We start from the raw sequence: 20,282 nt of genomic DNA on the forward strand, positions 1-20,282 counted from the left end.
CTTTGGATTCTGGGGCGTTCTCGTAGCGCTGTAACCAGCATGGCGAAGAATAGCCAGCAGCGCTTGAGAAGTCCTTTGGAATGGCACTGCAGGCGATGATTTTGATAGTTTATTTGGCCGCTATCGGAGAAGTAACGGGTATAGTATTGATAGTCCGCATTACGCTGCAAAACCGTCCCGCGCTTCAATTCGCGACTAATTGTACTAACTGCCCGGTGTAGATGATTGGCGATCACATGAGCAGACTTTCCCTGCTCGTAGAGCACTTGAATTTCACCCCGTTCCTCGGGTTGAAGTTGTTGGTAGTGGCGTTGAGTAGTATGCTTGATCTGGGTCATAGAGAAGTCCTTTCTTGAGTTGTTTAGTCACTATCAAGCGTAGGTCTCTATGGCCTATTTGTATACCTGGCTCAGCGTTGCAGTTCAATTTTAAATCCGGGAAGACGATTTTTTGAAAAGCATGCTTAACAAAGGATGTGTTAACAACCATTTATATGTTAAAATTAATGAAATATAATAAATAAGGAGAATTTTATGGCTGACAAAATGATGGACATTGCGGCACAACTTCAAAGCGAGTTAAAAACGTCGGATCAGTTTACTGATTTAAAGGCGGCTTTTGACGCAATTAAAGCCGATCCGGAAACGTTTAAATTATTCACCGAATTCCAAAAGTTGCAATTGCAAATACAACAGCAACAAATGCAAGGCCAAGAACCTGCTGAAACAGATATTAAGCGGGCACAAAATATGGCTAACCAAGTCAAAGAGAATGATGCAATTTCACATTTGATGACTAAAGAAAAGGCACTTAATGACCTCCTGAACGACATTAACCGGGTTGTTACCCGGCCAATTATTGACTTGTATCGTAACTAATAAAATGCCGAATTTAGTGATTAAAAACTAAATTCGGCATTTTTAACGTACATATCTCTATAGAGGGAAGGAATGAGTGTAGTTGAAATTTATTCATGCAGCAGATCTGCATTTAGATAGCCCATTTTTAGGATTACAAAATCATATCATTCCGTCAAAACTCTGGTCACTGATTCGTGAGTCGACCTTTACTTCCTTTAAAAAAATGGTTGATGATGCCATTCGGCAAAATGTTGATTTCGTCCTATTAGTAGGTGATTTATTTGATCGAAATGACCATAGTGTTAGGGTAGAAACCCGTTTTTTTGAAGAATTAAATCGTTTAGCTGATCACCAGATCCCAGTTTTGATTTCATTTGGAAATCACGATTACTTTAATGGTGATCCCAGTCAATTAGGATATCCTGCTAATACGACTGTCTTCCCAAACAAAGTGACGACGACCAACGTAGTACTAAGAAGCGGCCAGCGAGTTGCTGTGACGGGCTTTAGCTTTGGGAGTCAATGGGTTAAGCGGCCAGTAATCGAGGATTACCCACAAGCAACAGGTAAGGCGGAGTGGCACATTGGCATGCTGCACGGAAGTCTTGAGTCGCTTCATTCACCGGCAGCCCATTATGCACCATTTACCTTGAAGCAATTACAGGAAAAAAATTATGATTACTGGGCATTGGGGCATATCCATAAACGGCAGTCGTTGGATGAACGCGGGACAATTAATTACTCTGGTAATATTCAGGGAAGACACATCAACGAACCTGGTGAAAAAGGTTATTTATTAGTTAAGTCAGATCAACAATCTTTAAAAACATCATTTGTTGCGACAGCCCCAATCGTTTGGGAGGAGCTTCGATTACCATTGGGAAAAGAGACAGTTGGTGCGCTCGCTAATACTTTGGTTAAAAAACTTGAAGCATCCCAATTCAACAAAATGCACTTTTTACGAATTATTTTGACAAATCGATCACAGGCGCCAATTAATGTATTAAAAGCGATTTCTGACGGGACACTTTTAGCGGCAGTCCAAGATCTTAACAGTCAGATTTGGGAGCAACTCAATTGCTGGGTAACCTCAGTTAAACTGGCTCAGGAACGACCAACGATTGTTAGCCAATTAGACCAAACTTATTTTGATCAGGCTAGAGATGACCTGTTTACAGCTGATGAATTAAGAGCTTTAGCCGGGTCATTAAAAAGAGTGGCTTTTATTAATCAAGATTTGACAGCAGATGATAGTTTTGATGATATTTTTAATCGCGCAACGACACTTCTTCAAGAAAACATTGACGATCAGGGAGGTGGAGTAGAGTGATTATTAAGCAATTGAAAATTGATGGTTATGGCAAGTGGCTTGATACCCAGATTAATTTTAAAGGCCCGCTATCAACTGTTTATGGCCCTAATGAAGCTGGGAAAAGTACGATTATTGATTTTATCGTTTCAATGTTATTTGGATTTCAGACAAAACGTCAAGCTATTCATGGACAATATATTCCCAAAAATCATCAATCTAAATATGGTGGTGAAATCATATTTGAACACCAAGGTCATCAGTATCGATTAATTCGAACCAAGGGACCAAAGGGGGGAACGGTTAAATTTTTTGATGAAGATCATCACCAGCAGCTTTCTGAAAGTGATTATCAACAGTTAATTTCACCGCTTGACCGTGACACCTATCAACAACTCTTTTATTTCAACGGTGAGGATCAAAAAACTGCCTATCAAATGAGTGAAGATGAACTTCGACTCAGAATTCAACAGGTTGGCGTTGCCAATGCCGATCAGTGGTTTGATCTTCAAAAAGAATTAAATAAACAGGCCAAAGCGCTGTACACAGTTAGGGGTCGCAAGCCTGAATTAAATGCACAGTTACATCAGTATCAAACACTAATGGAACGTCTTCAAACGGCTGAAAAGGACTATCCAAAGTATCAAGCCCTTAAGAAGTCTCGGGACGCTTTGGACAGGCAATTAACAACGGCACAGGCCAATCGTGAGCAGCTGCAAAAATGGCTCCAGGAGAATCAGAAAAGGGCAACGATTGTTCCGCTATTGACAACCTATCGTGAGCTGGCGGCAACTAATGAAGCTCAATTAAAGAAGGGATTTGCCAACGCTGATGAGTCAGCTTTTCAAATGTTGAATTCGCGAATCTTATCACTTCAAGACCAGTTAAAAACGGCTCAACGCCAATTAGAAGACCAAAAATCAAAAATCGGCCAATCACACTTTCAAACATTTTATAACCAACATCGTTCTCAAATTGACTCACTTAAGGCGCGATTACCGAAAATCAAGGACCAACTACCCCAATTCCGGTTTTTAACCAATCAGACAGCTGAAATCCAGCAACAACTAACAGCTTACCGCAATGACATCCCCAAAAACGGGAACGGCGAATTACCACTTCCTTTTGAGGAAACTGATTTGATGACTGTAACCGAAATTTTGAATCAGTCATCGGTTGCATCCCGGCAGACAAGGCGGCAACAACCATCATCGGCTAACCATTTGGGACAAGGGCGACTGTTTTATGGGCTTGCCGGTATCTTGGTGCTGTTGACACTAGTACTTCATCATTTGCCCTTAAGTTGGTTAGGCTACTTGGCAGCTGGCTGGCTTGCTTGGTATGGATTCCGTCAACAAACATCGGTGTCGGAAGTAAAAACTGAGGCATCAAACCAATCGGATCGAGAGGCCACCACTTTACTGGCCGATTTAGCTGATAAATATCATTTAATTGGGATTCCTCACGAGAAGTGGCTGTCTATACAACCGAAGTTAAAGCAACTTGTCGTGTTAGCTGATCAGGCAAGTCGCTTAACCAGCCAAAAAGATCGTATAGAAAAAGGGTTGGTCGAGTATGTAGAAAAATGGCGGTTTGCCAGTGAATGGCTGCCTTTAACAGGTGATGTGATGGCTAACATTGAGTTAATCGATCAAACGCTCACCAAATGGCTCAATCAAGCCAATGATTATCACAATCAAACGGCTGGGTTAACGTTCTACCAACAATCTGTTGACCAACTAGAAGGTCAGTTAAGGGCTGAACAAGCTAAGCTAGCCGCGTTCCTTGAAGAACGACACGTGACTTCAGGGGATGGGTTTACTGAAATGAGGCGACAGCAGCAAGTCATTCAGGCTAAATTAACCCGAAAAAAAGAAATTTTAACCCAATTGAATTCGGTAGGAGTTTCTCCTGACCAACCAGCCATTTCTGGGTTGGTGAGTGATCAAGAACATCAGATAACGGCTCAATTGGCGCAAATTCAAACGAAAATTAATCAATTAACGCGACAGAAAATGGAATTGACGGTTCAAATAACCGATCTTGTAAATAATGGTCGTTATGATGATTTGAAGCAGACATTGGCCAATCAAAAATCGGAAATTCTAGATAATGTTCATCGTTATTTAGCACTTCTGCTTAGCCTACGCTGGGTACAACGGGTCTTGGACATTGCAACTAAGGATCGACTGCCCAAAGCCATTAAAACGGCTAAAAAGTATTTTAAAATTTTGACTCGGCAACGTTATCAAGATATCCAGTTTGGTGATCAAATTTCGGTGATTCGGATGGATGGTGAACGGTTCTTGGTCAATGAATTATCTAAGGGGACCCTGGAACAACTTTATTTATCGCTGATTTTTTCAATTGCGGTTGGTTTTAGTGACGACTATCCAATGCCGATTATTATTGACGATGGCTTTATGAGCTTTGACGAGCAAAGAAGGCAGGCAGCTTTTGAGATTATGACTGAAATTAGTCAGCAGACACAGGTCCTTTATTTTTCGGCTCATCAGGATCTGCCGAAAGCCGCAAAGATAGTCGATTTGACACAGATTTAGGAGGTGGATAGGATGGTCAAACATTTAACTGATTTTTCGATGGACGAGGAATTTGAAACATACGTCTTAATTAAAAGTGCCGATAAACGGGTTGCTAAAAACGGCAAATCCTTTCTATCAATCGTTTTTCAAGATCGGTCGGGCCAGATTCCAGGGATGTTTTGGGATGTCAGTGAACAGGATGCCCAGCAGTTTATACCTGGCAGGGTAGTCTATTTGAAAGGTAAACGAGAAAGTTATAAAGAAATGCCCCAGATTAAAATCTATGAAATGCGTTTGGCAAGGACTGACGAACCTCATGATCCGTTAATGTTTGTCAAGCGGGCCCCCATGACGAGTCAAGAAATGAAGGATTATATTAACCAAACGATTTTCGAAATTACCAATGCGACTTACAATCGAATTGTTCGAGCATTGCTTAATCGACATGCAAAGTCGTTTTTTAGTTATCCGGCAGCCAAAAGTAATCATCATGATTTTGCTGGTGGCTTGGCATTTCACACAATTTCGATTTTACGGTTGGCTCATTCGGTTGTTCAGCAGTATTCAGGAATTAACGCGCCGTTGTTATATGCCGGAGCCTTATTACATGATCTTGGCAAAACGGTTGAGTTATCCGGCCCGGTCGGAACCGAGTATACGTTGGCTGGCAACTTATTGGGACATTTAAGTATTATCGACGCTGAAATTGTTGAAGCGGCGGATAAGCTGGGAATCGATGGCCAAAATGAAGATCTGCTATTATTGCGTCACATGGTATTATCACACCATGGATTGTTGGAATATGGCTCACCTGAACGACCAAAATTGTTGGAGGCTGAAATTTTGCATGAACTTGACGAAATGGACGCTTCCATTATGATGATTCAAAATGCACTGGCTAAGGTCAAGCCGGGTGAATACTCAGATCGGATTTTTGGCTTGGATAATCGCCGGTTTTATAAACCGCATTCTGTTGATCAATCACACGATGATGGTCAAGATCCAAGCAGATTATTTTAAAATCCACATAAAAAACGGCTGGAATTGGGTTTCCAACCGTTTTTAAAATTTCAAAATTGTTAAGAATTACTTCTTCTTTGATGAACTGGAGAGGTAATCAGATAGCACGTTTTGAAGGTCCTTGTCTTGAATTGTAACGTTCCCTTTTTTAAGCACTTTAGAAACAACTGAGTGAAGTGTATCGCTATCAGCCAAACGCTTATCAACAAGTTGCGTCTTCAATTCACTTTCGTGGTCTTTATAAGTGCCCTTTGCAGGATGGTTGACCATTTGAATAACTTGGTAACCATACTGAGTTTTAACAGGTGTCTTTGTATATTCACCGTTCTTCAACTTGAAAGCAGCCTTTTTAAAGTTGGAATCAAGAGAAGTATTGGTGTTGTCAAATGGTGAAATTCGGCCACCCTTATTCTTAGTAGCAGTATCAGTCGAGTACTTCTTAGCTAAGCTAGAGAAGCTCTTACCAGCCTTAAGTTCTTTAATCACTTTTTCGGCGGTTGACTTCTTGGAAACAAGAATTTGGTTAACCGTTACTTTTGGCTGATACGACTTAAACTGCTTCTTCAGTTGAGCGTCGGTAAACTTGGTGTTATCCCGAACAGCTTGTTGAAGTAAGAGGTTTGAACGAATCGAATCCTTTAGTTGCGAAGCAGTCATGCCGTTTTGCTGAAGAACAGCGTTAAATGATGAGCCGTATTGCTTTTTATATTTATTGAAAGCCTTATTAACTTGTGAGTCCTTAACTTTTTTACCATATTGTTTTTCCAAAACCTTGTTAAGGATCATTTGTTGTAATACCTGCTTACCACTTGAGGTACTCTTCAAGCTGCTATAATAGGCACTTTCAGTGATCTTGCCGCCATTGGTTGTTGCAACCGATTTACTGCCGCAAGCTGCAAGTGTAAAACTCATGAGTACTCCGGCTAAAACGATTAGCCATTTTTTCATACAAAAACACATCCATTTCTACAATTTAGTATTCGTTTGTTAAGCAAACGTTCCGTACAATAATAACATATTATGAGCAACGTACAAAAGTTGTCATTGAACTTAAACAAAAATTCATAAAATTGAGGTTATGATCACTTCATTTTTGAACTGAACTTGTTAATTTCTTCAATTCTGGGCTGAATTTGAAATTGAGCCTCTTCGATCTCACGTTGAAGCGCAGTTAAAGCCTTTTCAAGCTCTGGTACTTGCTGCTTTAATCGGTCAAGTGCGAGCTTAAAATCATGGTATGCTGTTTTAAGATCGGTGTAAGCCTGCTTTTTTTCTTCAAACGTTTCTTTGAGTCGTTTAGCAAAAGCCACCGGTGTCTCTTGTCGACTATAAAGATAAGCGCCAAAGATAAAAGTCACTGCTCCCAACCATTTGAACCCGGTCTTCATTGATCAATCTCCTATATGAGCCATGATAGTCGTTTGGATTTTCTTTAAATCATCCGGTGTATACTTGTTTGAATTATCCTTAAAAATCATGGCAAAATCGTCGTGGGTCGTGTATCGGGGAACCAAGTGGAAGTGTGAATGAAAAACGGATTGATAAGCAATCTGGCCATTATTATTCACAATGTTCATCCCCTTAATTTCAGGATTGGACGCTTTAATGGCGCGGGCGATTTTGGGAATTCTTGAAAACACAGCTGCAGCTAATTCAGGATCATACTCAAAAATGTTGGCAATGTGTTTCTTTGGAATAACCAATGTATGGCCCGGGGTCCCTTGAGAAATGTCAAGGAAGGCTTTGACGACGTCATCTTCATAAATCGTATAACTCGGGATCTCATTTCTGACAATTTTGCAAAAAATACAATCTTTCAATAGGGTTACCTTCTTTCTGCGAATACTATGAGTTATTATAACATCAATGTTGCTTTGAACTAATTCAAAGACTAATTTTCTATGTTATAATTTGTTCTGTATCGATTTTTAAATTTAACAAAGTTATCTAACTTATTAGAATTGTGGAGTGAAAAAATGACCTTACAAGTAACCAATCTTGTTGGCGGATATTCCCAAGTGCCGGTTTTAAAAGACGTCAGTTTTGATGTTAAAGACGGCGAGCTGGTTGGGCTAATCGGCCTGAATGGTGCCGGTAAATCAACGACGATTAATCACATCATTGGGCTGTTGACACCGTTCAAGGGCACCATTAAAATTAACGGAATTGCGCTTAATGAAGATGTTAAAAAATATAAGGAGCAGATTGCTTATATTCCTGAACAACCAATTGTTTATAAAGAATTAACGTTAAAAGAACATCTGGAAATGACCATGTTGGCTTATCATCTCGACCAAAAGACGGCTTGGCAGCGAGCAGATAAGCTGTTGAAAACGTTTCGACTTGATAATAAATTAAACTGGTTCCCAGATAACTTTTCTAAGGGAATGCGACAAAAGGTCATGATTGTTTGTGCCTTTTTAACCGATGCCAATTTATTCATCATTGACGAGCCTTTTTTGGGATTGGATCCGTTAGCGGTTAATGATTTATTGAATTTGATTTCTGAAAGGAAAAAACAGGGCGCCAGTATTTTGATGTCCACACACGTTTTGGATACGGCTGAACGTTATTGTGATCGTTTTGTTTTACTGCACGATGGTCAGGTCAGGACGGAGGGGACTTTGTCACAATTACGGACACTTTTCCCAGAAGCTGGCAAATCGCTTAATGATATTTACCTCACATTAGCAAGGGAAGGCGAAACCTCATGAAATCGCTTTTTAAAAAACGTTTGGGTACGCACCTGACCGAACTGATGAAGTACTTGCGTCTCGTATTTAACGATTATTTTGTACTGGCACTGGTTTTTATGATTGGCGGGTTGGGGTATTATTACTCAAACGCCTTAAAAAGGCTGACTACCGGTCTTTGGTGGGCGCCGTTGTTAATTATTGGCGTTCTCTTAGTTGGACTTCAAATGGGTCGGTTGGCAACACTAATTGAAGCGCCGGATTACGTTTTTCTTTTGCCAAAAGAGTCGGCGTTAATCAATTATCTAAGGCCGGCTTTTTGGTATAGTGCAACTTTGGCCATTTTAATCGAGATTGTTTTTTGGATTGTTTTAATGCCGTTTACCCAAGTGACCGTTTCAACGTCGGCCTCTCAATTATTTGCGTTATTGGGGACCATCATTTTCTTAAAAATTGCCTGGTTAAATGCCGATTTGGCGCGAAAGTATCATTTACCAAATGTTTGGCTTGGCAACCGGTTGCTTTTTCGACTCATTATTCCTTTAATTGTCTTGGAAATTTCAGTTTACGGAAATTACTTTGTTGGAACGGCGTTGGCAGGCATTGTCATGCTTGTTGGTCTGATGACTCGAAGACTGTGGACGGATCGGTCCGTTGATTGGCAAACATTAATTGCAGATGAAAATAGCCGGATGCATTCAATTTACCAATTCTTTAACCTCTTTACCGATGTGCCATCATTGACAGGAGCGGTTAAACGGCGACGTTATTTGGATTGGCTGTTAAAGCGAATTAAACTACTGCCAAATAATACTTATTTGTACCTGTATGCTCACGGCATTATTCGGGATAACGAAATGAGTGGGTTGTATGGCCGCTTAACAGTAATCGGAACATTATTATTGATATTTGTAAAGGGTGAAATCCTGCCGATTATCTTGTGCTTATTATTTATTTATCTAATTGGTTTTCAAATGATTCCATTTTATTTTCACTTTGATGACAATGCCTTTGTCCATATTTATCCAGTGACGACTGCCTTTCAATTAAAGAACTTTCAACGAGTACTCTTGATAATGATGGGCACGGTCGCTGTGATTTTTGCCATCACTGTGATCGTGGTGAATATGACGACACCGGTCGCAATTATCGGCACATTGGTTGGCGAAATTTTGGAAATTATCGGCTTGATTTATTTTTATGTGCCAAGTCGACTTAAAAAGAGCGAATTTAGTCGGTAATGATTTTAAAGCAATCAGTAAACAGTAAGAGGTGACAAAATTGCGCGTTAGAAATAAACCTTGGGCAGATGGTTATATTAAAGCCCATTCGGATTACATCGTAACAGACCCCAAAGCTTGGCTTGGTAAATGGCAGACCAGGTTTGAAAAAAATCAACCATTGGATGTTGAGGTTGGCACCGGAAAAGGGCAATTTATTATTCAAAATGCGAAAGCTCATCCAGACATTAATTATATCGGCGTTGAGCTTCAAAAATCAGTCATTGCAACGGCACTTAGAAAATTTATGGCAGATCCGTTGCCCAATTTACAATTTGTGTTAACGGATGGGGCTAACTTGGATGAAATTTTTCTAGCTAACGAAATCCAAAAAATATTTTTGAATTTTTCAGATCCGTGGCCTAAAAAGAGGCATGCTAAAAGACGGTTGACCTCACCCAACTTTTTAAAAACGTATCAGAAAGTACTTGACCCACAGGGAAAAATTGAATTTAAAACGGATAATCGAGGATTGTTTGAGTATACACTCGTGACAATGAATCAATTTCCAATGGTTTTTGATGATGTGTCGCTTGATTTGCATCATTCACCTGAAAATGATACTAATATTGAAACTGAGTATGAAGAAAAATTCAGTCCAAACGGGCCGATTTACAAGTTAATTGCTCATTTTAAGTCGTAGGCGAGCAAAGAACCTGACAATTTGGAAAATTGCGATATAATTTAGTCACTTACTAATTAAAAGTAAGAATGAAAGGACGATTAAACATGAAAGATTTACCTAAGACGAATTTAGCGACCTTGGAAAACCAAATTCCGAAGGGAAAGTATATGCTGTTTTTTACAGCTGGCTGGTGCCCAGATTGCCGGTTTATTAAGCCTGCTATGCCGGAAATTGAGCAAAAGTACAGTGATTACACATTTCTAAAAGTTGATCGTGATGAAAACATTGATTTGGCTGGCGAAATGGGTATCATGGGTATTCCAAGCTTTGTGGCCTACAGCGATGGGCACGAGATTGGTCGTTTCTCTAACCCCGATCGGAAAACCAAACAGGAAGTTGAAAGCTTTATTGACTCATTAAATAAATAAATTTAAAGGAATTGGGAAGGATTGAATTATGTTAATTGCAAGTTATAACCCTAAAAACACAGGTGACACGATGGTGATCATCTTGAATCAAAATGTTAAAGATCAAAAAACTGTCATTCATGATGACATTGTCCGAATCTATGATCCAAAAAACAATCAGACGTTAGGGTACAACTTTTTACATGCAAGCCAGGTCCTTCCTGAAATTACCCGTCAAAATGGCCAAGTTGATTTATCAGCAACTCAAGTGAAAAAATTAAATCAAACGCTGGCTGCTGCCGATTTTCCAACCGACTTGCAGCAGGACAAAACGGCAAGGTTTGTAGTGGGTTACGTAAAATCAATGACCGATCATCCGCATTCCAACCACTTAAAAATTACCCAAACAACGGTTGACCATCAACAAGATCTTCAAATCGTGAGTGGATCACCCAACATGCGGGCCGGTATTAAAGTGGTTGTGGCCAAAGTTGGTGCAATGATGCCAAATGGGTTGATCATTTGGCCTGGTAAGCTTCGGGGCGTTGAAAGCGATGGCATGATTTGTTCTGGTAGAGAGTTGCAGATTCCAAATGCACCACAAGTTCCCGGCGCCTTAGTTTTGCCGGATGATTATCAAAACGTTGGTGAGCCGTTTGATTTTAAAAAAGCTCAACATTTGTTTAGCTAATAATATAAAAAAACAAAGGTGAGAAAGTATGAAGTATGACGGACCCGCCTTTTTTCGTCGCCGTGACTTAATTAAAGCACGGACACCTAAAAAGGAAAAACGAGATAATGCATCAACAACTAATCGACAGCAAAGCGCTCCCAGGGACTTAATGAATCAGCAAACTCGTTTCTCAGATGCGAGAAAAAGTGACGATCAAACGCCAGCTTTTCTTAAAGAAATTCGAAATTTTGTGCCAAGCCATCCAGAAGTAAATGCCAAGCAGCGAAAACGCCAAAAGCAAATCGAAACAAACTATTTTGTTAGTCAAAAAAAGCGTCGCTCGTCGCATTACACAAAATTGATCGCGCTTTTAAAGATTCCAGATGATGACTTGATTCTTTTGGATAATGAAGCTGAGAAATCCCAAACTGTTGAAGCTTCCCATTTGGCTTCGCCAACGGCAGCGTCACCATCCCAAATATCATCTGTATCGGTTAATAAGTCGGCTCACGGTATTCAAGAAACGGCTGATGCACAGCAGTCACAACTCCAGGAGTCAAAAAAGCCGATCTTAAAATCGACTAAGTCAGAAGTTAAGCAACCATCATCGACTGACGCTGCTAACGACGAGGTAACTTCAGACAATCATTCAGCTGAAGCACGGCCAATTCATCATGGACTTGGTCAGTCACTGTCCACAATCGTTCGGCGTGAACAGCCTGGGAAAGTTGCTTTACCACTATTTCATGAAAATGATCATCAGCTATCCTCAGCGTCAGCCGAGAAGTCATCATCAAGACCGCAAAGCGCTGCCGCACATCAGTCGTCTCAAACTACCAGTTCACAAATGATTGACCAACAATCGCAGTTAAAAGTAACGCCCACCGCTGGGGATGCTTCTGTTGGTCACAATTCGGGCTATCGCTTTCCACCTTTAAGCTTATTGAAGGCGCCACAAATAACTGATGAGGAAGAGATGGATGAGTGGATTGAGCGACAAATTGAAACGCTGGACAAAACTTTCCAAGCATTCAAAGTAAATGCTCAAGTTGCTGATTGGACGGATGGACCAACGGTAACTCAATTCCAGGTTAAATTAGCTTTAGGCGTCAAAGTTAGTCGGATTACCAATTTAACGGATGATTTAAAATTGGCACTGGCTGCAAAAGATATCCGGATTGAAGCGCCGATCCCGGGTAAATCCACCGTTGGGATTGAAATTCCAAATCCTAAGCCAAGACCGGTAGTGCTATCCGAAATTATTTCAGCTAAGGGGTTCAAAAACAGTCGATCACCATTGACGACTGCGATGGGCGTTGATCTTTCGGGAGCGCCAAGAATTGCTGACATTCGAAAAATGCCACACGGCTTAATTGCCGGTGCGACTGGTTCTGGAAAGAGCGTTTTTATTAATAGTTTATTGGTATCATTGCTATACAAAGCAACGCCTGCTGATTTAAAATTATTATTAATTGACCCCAAAGCAGTTGAACTAGCACCCTATGATGGCATCCCGCATTTGTTATCCCCAGTAATTTCAGATCCTAAATCAGCGGCTGCCGCTCTTCACTGGGTGACAAAGGAAATGGATGATCGATATGAGAAATTATCGGCTGCCGGTGTTCGAAACATTGAACAATTTAATAAAAAAGCAGTTGACTCAAAAGAATATGGGTTAAAGATGCCGTACATTCTGGTCATTATCGATGAGCTGGCCGATTTAATGATAGCCGCTTCCGGCGAGGTTGAAGATTATATTGTGAGAATTACACAAAAAGCACGGGCTGCTGGGATCCACCTAATAGTGGCGACACAGCGGCCAAGTGTTGATATTGTGACTGGAACCATCAAGAATAATATTCCATCCAGAATTGCCTTTATGGTTTCAAGTCAGGTTGATTCGCGCACAATTTTAGATACCGCTGGTGCTGAACGTTTATTAGGGCGCGGTGATATGCTATATCTCGGAAACGGTGCCAGCCAGCCGATTCGACTACAAGGTGCTTTTGTCAACAATGGTGAACTGGAAAAGGTCATTGACTTTGTCCGCCAAGAAGGCCAACCCCATTATTTATTTACACCGGACTCGCTAAAAGAATCGGTTGATCATCAAGCGTCTCAGGATGAATTGATGCCAAAAGTAATGACTTTTATTGCTCAAGAAGAAACAATTTCGACTTCAAAGCTTCAACGAGTATTTTCAATCGGGTATAATAGAGCTGCGAACATAATTGATAGTTTGCAAGAGCGAAATTTGATTTCCGAACAGCGCGGATCAAAGCCACGGACAGTCTATTATCATCCAGGCGATGACGCTAGTGATGAATCAGAAGAGAAAGAGTAACTCTAATTTTGATGGGATAGGTAGGATGCAATATGAATTCAGATACGGTGTATCATTTTGTAGGTATTAAAGGAACAGGGATGAGCGCAATGGCCTTGATTCTTCATGATCGGGGAGAAAAGGTTCAGGGCTCTGATATTGAACAATATACATTTACGCAACGTGGATTGGAGAAAGCTGGTATTAAATTATTGCCGTTTGATGTTCATAATATCCACGAAGGTCTAACAGTGATTGCCGGCAATTCCTTTACCGATGATCATCCGGAAATAAAAAAGGCGCGTGAGATGGGTCTAACTGTTTATCGGTACCATGAATTTCTCGGTAAAATGATTAAGGGAAAGACCAGCATTGGTGTTTCTGGTGCTCACGGTAAAACCAGCACGACTGGATTGTTAGCCCACGTTCTTTCAGGTATTTCGCCAACCGACTACTTAATTGGTGACGGTTCCGGAAAGGGCGTCCCAAATGCCCGCTTTTTCGTTTATGAAGCGGACGAGTACCGGCGTCATTTTCTTGCTACCAAGCCTGATTATGCCATCATGACTAATATTGATTTTGATCATCCTGATTATTATAAGAGTATTGATGATGTTCAGGATGCCTTTCAAACGTTTGCTAATCAAACTCAAAAGGGCATTTTTGCCTGGGGTGATGATAAACGATTACGTGAATTAAAGGCTAAAGTGCCGATTTACTATTATGGATTAGGGGATAACGACGATTTTCAAGCTTTTGATGTCAAGCGGACTACCAAGGGTTCCAGCTTCCACGTCAGATTTAAGGGTCAAGACTTGGGAGAATTTTCGGTCCCGCTATTTGGCGAACACAATGTCTTTAACTCATTAGCAGTGATTGCGGTTGCCTATTCAGAAGATGTTGACCTGGCGGAAATTCGACGGGAATTAAAAACTTTCGATGGGGTTAAACGTCGATTCTCCGAGCGTAAAATTTCCGGCATGACCATCATTGATGATTATGCCCATCATCCAACGGAGATCAAAGCGACAATTGATGCTGCCCGCCAAGAGTACCCAAACAAAAAGATTGCAGTCGTTTTTCAGCCCCATACCTTTAGTCGGACCATTGCGTTAATGGATGATTTTGCTAAAAGTTTGAATTTAGCCGATGAAGTTTTTTTGACTAAGATTTATAGTTCTCCTCGTGAAAGTTCCGGGAAAGTTTCCAGTGAGGATCTCTCTAAAAAGATTACCAAGGGCGGTCGAATTTTGTCTGTTGATAATATGTCGCCATTACTCGATTATGATAATGATGTCATTATTTTTATGGGAGCGGGTGACATTCAAAAATACGAAAAGACTTATGAAGACCTACTAAGTCATTTAAGCAAACATAATAATTAATCGTTAAGAATTCTTAGAAAAGCTGTGAATGAAGATATTTTACTTGATTAATAGCTTTGGTTTGTTAAGATTGTTTAATAAGAGATGGGATCAATTCCGCAACCGTTTTAAATTAAAGTTGATTAATTTAAGACAGGGATTCGAAAGAAGGAGCGAAATTAATGGATAATTTTTCAAATGAACAAAATGAGCGTCGGGTGGTGAACAATGCCGCTGGTTTAAACGCTTTTTTGACAAAGATGTATGGTTGGATGAGTTTGGCTGTTTTGATATCTGCTGCAACCGCGTTTCTAACAGTTAACGCTGTTTCACCAGCAGTACTGACTGGTGGTACGATGTGGATTGCCATTGGCGTTTGGTTCGTCTTACCGTTTGTGGTGTCACTTCAAGCGTTAAAGCGACCAACACTAGCGATTGCTGCGCTGATCGGTTATTCGGCTCTTAGCGGGTTTGTTTTCGCAACCATTGCCTATCGCTACACGGGTGCGTCGATTGCTGCCGCATTTGTTTCCGCGTCGGCAATTTTCATTACGATGACGGTTTTTGGTTTGGTAACCCGCAAGAATTTAGATAAAGTTGGCCGCCAGGCAATTGCTGCTTTGATTGCGTTGATTGTGGCGATGCTTATCAATATCTTTTTGCGAAGTTCAATGATTGCTTTTGTTTTCTCGATTATTGCCGTGCTGATCTTCACAGCTTTAACGGCTTATGATACTCAGAAAATGAAGCAGATGTACAATCAAGCTGGAAGCACTGGTCAAATCTCAGTGAGTGGTTTGGCTGTATTTGGCGCTTTGCAGCTTTATATGGACTTTGTTAACTTGTTCTTACAATTACTACAGATTTTTGGGATGAGTGATGACCGTTAAACGATTTTCAGTCATCAGCCGGGGAATAATTCTCCGGTTTTTTTCTTGGATTAATTTTGTCTTCTTAAGTCTTATTAATGCCGGTGTCGAGTGGTAAAATTAACTAAGAGATTATTTTGCGAGGAGAATTTAATGACTACAAAAAAATTATTATTAATCGACGGTAATAGCATTGCGTTCAAAGCTTTTTATGCCCTCATCAATTCATTGGAGAAATTTAAAAACAATTCAGGGTTGCACACATCGGCTATCTATGGATTTAATCGGATGCTGGACAAGGTCTTGGAAGATGAAAAACCAACGGATGTTTTAGTTGCGTTTGATGCTGGTAAGACAACGTTTCGAACCAAGTTATTTCCAGAATATAAGGGGAATCGAGCTAAAACCCCTACTGAATTGTCGGAACAATTTCCCTTTATTAGAGAATTAGTAAAGGATCGTGGAATTAAGTCCTATGAGCTGCCAAATTACGAGGCCGATGATATTATTGGGACATTAGCTAAAAAGGCTGAAGCACATGGTGATTATCAAGTTGTTATTTTAACGGGTGATCGGGATCTAACCCAATTAACGTCGGATAAAACCACTGTTCAAGTTTCAAAAACCGGTACGACAGCACTAGAAAAATATACACCGCAATACGTTGAAGAAAAGTTAGGCGTTAAACCTTCTCAAATTGTTGATATTAAAGGACTAATGGGGGATAATTCGGATCATTATCCGGGTGTTGAAAAAGTTGGTAAAATCACTGCCAAGAAATTGATTCAACAATTTGGGTCAATTGAGGATGTCTATCAAAATATTGACAACATCTCGGGGAAAAAGCTCAAGGAACACTTGCTAAATGATCGTGATAAGGCTGAACGGGCCAAGGTTTTGGCTACTATTAAGCGGGATGCTCCTGTCGAGGTGGCACTTGATGATCTAGCTTATCAGGGGGATGACCTTGATCAGTTAACGAATTTTTATGAACAAATGGGCTTTAAGTCATTTTTATCAAAACTTGGTGTGAATAAAACAGCCACCGCGGAATTAACCTCAGTGAAGTATCAGAAATTAACGACTGCAAATCTAACTGAACTGGCACAATTTAAAGATGAAATTTCTTTCTACTTGGAAATGGATGACGATAATTATCATACTGCCAACCTGGTGGGATTTGCCATTGGCCATGGCGATCAGTGGTTTGTGACAAATGAAATGGCCCTTTTGACCTCAAAGCCGGTAGTGGACATTTTAAGCAGTTCAAAGATTCAAAAGAACGTTTTTGATGCAAAGCGAACCTATGTTGGCCTTCATCGAGTTGGTATTGAATTAGTTAATGTCGATTTTGACATGCTGCTGGTTTCCTACTTGCTTAATACAACTAATAACAGTAATGATGTCGGGACAGTTGCTAAATTGCACGGGTTTGATAACATTAAAACGGATGAAGAGGTTTATGGCAAAGGTGCTAAGAAATCGATAAAACCTGAAACACCTGAATTTTTAAGCCATATTGTGCATAAGGCTAAGGCAATTGACCAGTTGCATAACGAAATGTTTGAAGAACTTGATAAACATAATCAAACCAAATTATATCGTGATATCGAAATCAAGATTGCGTTTGTATTAGCCAAAATGGAAATTACCGGGATTAAAGTCAATCCCCAAACGCTCGAACAAATGGGAAGTAAGTTTAAAGAACGGTTAGCCGAAATTGAACAAACCATTTTTCAAGAGGCTGGCGAAACGTTTAATATCGGTTCTCCAAAACAATTAGGCCATATTTTGTTTGAAAAAATGCATTTACCGATTTTGAAAAAGACTAAAACCGGCTACTCAACTTCAGTTGATGTTTTGGAAAAACTGGCGCCGGATGCGCCAATTGTTCAAAATGTGCTCAACTACCGGCAGATTTCAAAGTTGCAGTCAACCTATATTGACGGTTTACTGAAAGTCATTCACCCAGATGATTCAAAGGTTCACACGCGATATCTGCAGACATTGACGCAAACTGGTCGTTTATCATCGGTAGATCCAAATCTGCAAAATATTCCGATTCGCTCTGAAGAAGGTCGGCTGATTCGGCAGGCTTTTGTACCATCACATAACGGTTGGCAAATTTGGTCGTCAGACTATTCTCAAATTGAATTGAGAGTTTTAGCTTCCATTACCGGTGATGCAAATATGCAGGAAGCCTTTCGTGAGGGCGAAGATATTCATGCCACGACGGCTCGGCGAATTTTTGGCTTAGCTTCCAATGATGAGGTGACACCTGAGTTACGACGTCAAGCAAAGGCGGTTAACTTTGGCATTGTTTACGGAATCAGTGACTATGGTCTGGCTAACAATACGGGGATCAGCCGGAAACAGGCTCATCAATTCATTAAACGTTATTTTGAAGAGTATCCAGGCGTTAAAAAATACACAGAAGATATTGTTGACTTTGCCAAAGATCATGGGTATGTTGAAACGATTGCACATCGACGGCGTTATTTGCCAGATATTCATTCCCGAAACTTTAACTTAAGGTCATTTGCTGAGCGAACAGCAATGAATACACCAATTCAGGGTAGTGCGGCCGATATTATCAAAATTGCCATGATCAACATGATGACAGCACTAAAACCATTAAAAACCCGAATGCTGCTTCAGGTTCATGATGAGTTAATTTTTGAAGTGCCTGAGGATGAGCTGGAAACTGTTAAGAAGCTGATTCCCCAAGTGATGGATTCAGCCGTTAAATTGGCGATTCCGTTAAAAGTAGAAAGTCATTGGGGAAAGACTTGGTATGACGCTAAGTAATTGGTGTTGTTTTTAGCGTACCCCCCCAATTAATTAACCAAACGATTGATATTTTAGATTCAAGGAGGCACTTCATGCCTGAATTACCAGAAGTTGAAACGGTTCGGCGCGGCTTAACAGAATTGGTAGCCGGTAGTCGGATTAAAACCGTGGACGTCCTATATCCCAAAATGATCAATTTGTCATCGTCTGATTTTGCTCATGCACTTCAGAATCAGACAATTGATGGAATTGATCGTCGGGGAAAATATTTATTTATAAGAATCGGCAATGGGCTAACAATTGTTTCTCATTTGAGAATGGAAGGCAAGTATGATGTTGAACCGGAGGGTGTGCCGCTAAGCAAGCATACCCATATTGTGTTTCATTTGGCAGATGGCCGCCAATTACGGTACAATGACACCCGAAAGTTCGGCCGGATGAATTTAGTCACTACTGGTCAAGAAATGACGGTAGCCGGTTTAAAAACAATTGGCCCGGAACCGACTGAAGAAACCTTAACACTTGATTACATGAGAAGAATTTTTGGCAAAAGTCGTAAGTTGATCAAACCTTTTTTATTGGATCAAAGTAACATTGCTGGATTAGGAAATATTTATGCTGATGAAGTTCTTTGGCTAAGTAAAATTCATCCCAAGCAGCCGGTTAATACACTGTCAGTAACCGAGCTAAAAGAGCTTCGCCAAAATATTATTGAAGAAATTAAACGAGCTATTGCCGGCCACGGGACTACTGTGCACTCTTATTCCACTGCTTACGGAGAAGCCGGTAGTTTTCAAAATAATTTGAATGTTTATGGTCGTGAAGGCCAGCCGTGCTTGCGTTGTGGCACGCCAATTGAAAAAATTAAGCTGGCACAGCGAGGGACCCATTTTTGCCCGACGTGCCAAGTGATTCACGGTGATCGCCATGGCTAAAGTTATTGGGTTGACTGGCGGAATTGCTACTGGAAAGTCAACGGTTAGTCACTATCTTCAAACGCAAGGGGTGCCAATTATTGATGCAGATATTATTGCCCATCAGGTGCAGGCTCCCGGAGAAGATGGATTAGCAGCAATTGTCAATGAATTTGGCCCGACTGTTTTAGATGCTGATCAAAAACTTGACCGAAAGTTGCTGGGAAAGCTGGTTTTTCACCAACCGTCACGTTTAAAACGCTTGGTTCAAGTAATGGATCCTTTTATAAGAAGAGAAATCGTGAGTCGGTTGTCAGAGTATCAATCAGAGAAAATAGTGATTTTAGATGCGCCAACACTTTTTGAAAATGGGTATACTTATTTGACAGATTCGATTCTTGTTGTATATTGTGAGCCAGTGGTCCAAATGAAGCGGCTGCGGCAACGAAATCATTTAACAATCAGTCAGGCATCGGCCAGAATTAAAAGTCAGTGGCCACTACAGACAAAATGCGAATTGGCTGATACAATTATTTATAATTCTGGTTCAGTCGCACAAACAAATAAACAAGTTGAAAAATGGTTACGAAATGAATTGAAATACTAGAGGTG

19 protein-coding genes are annotated in these 20,282 nt (G+C 40.5%); 15 read left to right on the top strand and 4 right to left on the bottom strand.

Translation table 11 applies throughout. The features are described 5' to 3' along the window. Positions 1 to 338, bottom strand: a 338-nt coding sequence (locus tag ED605_RS08460; protein ID WP_162919783.1) for a helix-turn-helix domain-containing protein, incomplete at its 3' end; no start/stop codon positions are given. Between the two features lie 195 nt (positions 339 to 533). On the opposite strand from ED605_RS08460, the gene ED605_RS08465 reads away from it, so the two are divergent. The 4 genes from ED605_RS08465 to ED605_RS08480 all read left to right on the top strand — a co-directional run bounded on the left by ED605_RS08465 (position 534) and on the right by ED605_RS08480 (position 5,732). Then, a complete protein-coding gene (locus ED605_RS08465; RefSeq protein WP_121978475.1) occupies positions 534 to 878 on the top strand; it encodes a YlbF family regulator in 345 nt (114 codons plus the stop codon). Between the two features lie 82 nt (positions 879 to 960). Beyond that, positions 961 to 2,190, top strand: coding sequence for a metallophosphoesterase family protein (locus ED605_RS08470; RefSeq protein WP_121978476.1), 1,230 nt, complete (start codon positions 961 to 963; stop codon positions 2,188 to 2,190). Then, entirely contained in the window at positions 2,187 to 4,730 is a 2,544-nt protein-coding gene (locus ED605_RS08475) for an ATP-binding protein (RefSeq protein WP_121978477.1), read from the top strand. Before ED605_RS08470 ends, ED605_RS08475 begins: the two co-directional genes overlap by 4 nt. Before the next feature lie 12 nt (positions 4,731 to 4,742). Continuing rightward, on the top strand, positions 4,743 to 5,732 hold the full coding sequence (locus tag ED605_RS08480) for a 3'-5' exoribonuclease YhaM family protein (protein ID WP_121978478.1): 990 nt from the start codon (positions 4,743 to 4,745) through the stop codon (positions 5,730 to 5,732). Positions 5,733 to 5,798: 66 nt separating this feature from the next. Here the strand turns inward: ED605_RS08480 and ED605_RS08485 are convergent, their stop codons facing one another. From ED605_RS08485 to ED605_RS08495, 3 genes are all read right to left on the bottom strand, one after another. Then, positions 5,799 to 6,680: a peptidylprolyl isomerase PrsA gene (locus ED605_RS08485; RefSeq protein WP_121978479.1), complete on the bottom strand. Its 882-nt coding sequence runs from the start codon at positions 6,678 to 6,680 to the stop codon at positions 5,799 to 5,801. 134 nt (positions 6,681 to 6,814) lie between these two features. Continuing rightward, positions 6,815 to 7,120, bottom strand: coding sequence for a hypothetical protein (locus ED605_RS08490; protein WP_121978480.1), 306 nt, complete (start codon positions 7,118 to 7,120; stop codon positions 6,815 to 6,817). Between the two features lie 3 nt (positions 7,121 to 7,123). Beyond that, positions 7,124 to 7,552 (bottom strand): HIT family protein, encoded by a 429-nt coding sequence (locus tag ED605_RS08495; protein ID WP_121978481.1) that lies wholly within the window; start codon positions 7,550 to 7,552, stop codon positions 7,124 to 7,126. A 156-nt stretch (positions 7,553 to 7,708) separates the two neighbouring features. Here ED605_RS08495 and ED605_RS08500 point away from each other — a divergent pair, with 156 nt between their 5' ends. The 11 genes from ED605_RS08500 to coaE all read left to right on the top strand — a co-directional run bounded on the left by ED605_RS08500 (position 7,709) and on the right by coaE (position 20,277). After that, the gene (locus tag ED605_RS08500; RefSeq protein WP_121978482.1) at positions 7,709 to 8,446 is read left to right on the top strand and encodes an ABC transporter ATP-binding protein; all 738 of its coding nucleotides are present in this window, start codon (positions 7,709 to 7,711) and stop codon (positions 8,444 to 8,446) included. Beyond that, on the top strand, positions 8,443 to 9,666 hold the full coding sequence (locus ED605_RS08505) for an ABC transporter permease (protein WP_121978483.1): 1,224 nt from the start codon (positions 8,443 to 8,445) through the stop codon (positions 9,664 to 9,666). Before ED605_RS08500 ends, ED605_RS08505 begins: the two co-directional genes overlap by 4 nt. Before the next feature lie 40 nt (positions 9,667 to 9,706). Next, the gene (trmB, locus tag ED605_RS08510) at positions 9,707 to 10,348 is read left to right on the top strand and encodes a tRNA (guanosine(46)-N7)-methyltransferase TrmB (RefSeq protein ID WP_121978484.1); all 642 of its coding nucleotides are present in this window, start codon (positions 9,707 to 9,709) and stop codon (positions 10,346 to 10,348) included. Positions 10,349 to 10,434: 86 nt separating this feature from the next. Continuing rightward, on the top strand, positions 10,435 to 10,758 hold the full coding sequence (locus ED605_RS08515) for a thioredoxin family protein (RefSeq protein ID WP_121978485.1): 324 nt from the start codon (positions 10,435 to 10,437) through the stop codon (positions 10,756 to 10,758). Between the two features lie 28 nt (positions 10,759 to 10,786). Next, entirely contained in the window at positions 10,787 to 11,428 is a 642-nt protein-coding gene (ytpR, locus tag ED605_RS08520; protein WP_121978486.1) for a YtpR family tRNA-binding protein, read from the top strand. Between the two features lie 28 nt (positions 11,429 to 11,456). Beyond that, a complete protein-coding gene (locus tag ED605_RS08525) occupies positions 11,457 to 13,754 on the top strand; it encodes a DNA translocase FtsK (RefSeq protein WP_121978487.1) in 2,298 nt (765 codons plus the stop codon). Positions 13,755 to 13,786: 32 nt separating this feature from the next. Beyond that, the gene (murC, locus tag ED605_RS08530) at positions 13,787 to 15,118 is read left to right on the top strand and encodes a UDP-N-acetylmuramate--L-alanine ligase (RefSeq protein ID WP_121978488.1); all 1,332 of its coding nucleotides are present in this window, start codon (positions 13,787 to 13,789) and stop codon (positions 15,116 to 15,118) included. A 161-nt stretch (positions 15,119 to 15,279) separates the two neighbouring features. Continuing rightward, positions 15,280 to 15,987 (top strand): Bax inhibitor-1/YccA family protein, encoded by a 708-nt coding sequence (locus ED605_RS08535; protein ID WP_121978489.1) that lies wholly within the window; start codon positions 15,280 to 15,282, stop codon positions 15,985 to 15,987. A 132-nt stretch (positions 15,988 to 16,119) separates the two neighbouring features. Further along, the gene (gene polA, locus ED605_RS08540; protein ID WP_121978490.1) at positions 16,120 to 18,774 is read left to right on the top strand and encodes a DNA polymerase I; all 2,655 of its coding nucleotides are present in this window, start codon (positions 16,120 to 16,122) and stop codon (positions 18,772 to 18,774) included. 74 nt (positions 18,775 to 18,848) lie between these two features. After that, on the top strand, positions 18,849 to 19,691 hold the full coding sequence (gene mutM / locus ED605_RS08545; RefSeq protein WP_121978491.1) for a DNA-formamidopyrimidine glycosylase: 843 nt from the start codon (positions 18,849 to 18,851) through the stop codon (positions 19,689 to 19,691). Next, positions 19,684 to 20,277, top strand: a complete 594-nt coding sequence (gene coaE, locus ED605_RS08550) for a dephospho-CoA kinase (protein WP_121978492.1) — start codon at positions 19,684 to 19,686, stop codon at positions 20,275 to 20,277. The genes mutM and coaE overlap by 8 nt, the downstream gene beginning before the upstream one ends. Positions 20,278 to 20,282 lie beyond the last annotated feature (5 nt).

Source organism: Lentilactobacillus raoultii (genome assembly GCF_900411375.1).
Taxonomy (GTDB): domain Bacteria; phylum Bacillota; class Bacilli; order Lactobacillales; family Lactobacillaceae; genus Lentilactobacillus; species Lentilactobacillus raoultii.

What these genes read in the sequence shown, in the direction of transcription:
- ED605_RS08465 (WP_121978475.1), top strand. Translation starts at nt 534, where the DNA reads ATGGCTGACAAAATGATGGACATTGCGGCACAACTTCAAAGCGAGTTA.
- ED605_RS08480 (WP_121978478.1), top strand. Translation starts at nt 4,743, where the DNA reads ATGGTCAAACATTTAACTGATTTTTCGATGGACGAGGAATTTGAAACA.
- ED605_RS08485 (WP_121978479.1), bottom strand. Translation starts at nt 6,680, where the DNA reads ATGAAAAAATGGCTAATCGTTTTAGCCGGAGTACTCATGAGTTTTACA.
- ED605_RS08490 (WP_121978480.1), bottom strand. Translation starts at nt 7,120, where the DNA reads ATGAAGACCGGGTTCAAATGGTTGGGAGCAGTGACTTTTATCTTTGGC.
- ED605_RS08500 (WP_121978482.1), top strand. Translation starts at nt 7,709, where the DNA reads ATGACCTTACAAGTAACCAATCTTGTTGGCGGATATTCCCAAGTGCCG.
- ED605_RS08505 (WP_121978483.1), top strand. Translation starts at nt 8,443, where the DNA reads ATGAAATCGCTTTTTAAAAAACGTTTGGGTACGCACCTGACCGAACTG.
- ED605_RS08515 (WP_121978485.1), top strand. Translation starts at nt 10,435, where the DNA reads ATGAAAGATTTACCTAAGACGAATTTAGCGACCTTGGAAAACCAAATT.
- ytpR (WP_121978486.1), top strand. Translation starts at nt 10,787, where the DNA reads ATGTTAATTGCAAGTTATAACCCTAAAAACACAGGTGACACGATGGTG.
- ED605_RS08525 (WP_121978487.1), top strand. Translation starts at nt 11,457, where the DNA reads ATGAAGTATGACGGACCCGCCTTTTTTCGTCGCCGTGACTTAATTAAA.
- murC (WP_121978488.1), top strand. Translation starts at nt 13,787, where the DNA reads ATGAATTCAGATACGGTGTATCATTTTGTAGGTATTAAAGGAACAGGG.
- ED605_RS08535 (WP_121978489.1), top strand. Translation starts at nt 15,280, where the DNA reads ATGGATAATTTTTCAAATGAACAAAATGAGCGTCGGGTGGTGAACAAT.
- polA (WP_121978490.1), top strand. Translation starts at nt 16,120, where the DNA reads ATGACTACAAAAAAATTATTATTAATCGACGGTAATAGCATTGCGTTC.
- mutM (WP_121978491.1), top strand. Translation starts at nt 18,849, where the DNA reads ATGCCTGAATTACCAGAAGTTGAAACGGTTCGGCGCGGCTTAACAGAA.
- coaE (WP_121978492.1), top strand. Translation starts at nt 19,684, where the DNA reads ATGGCTAAAGTTATTGGGTTGACTGGCGGAATTGCTACTGGAAAGTCA.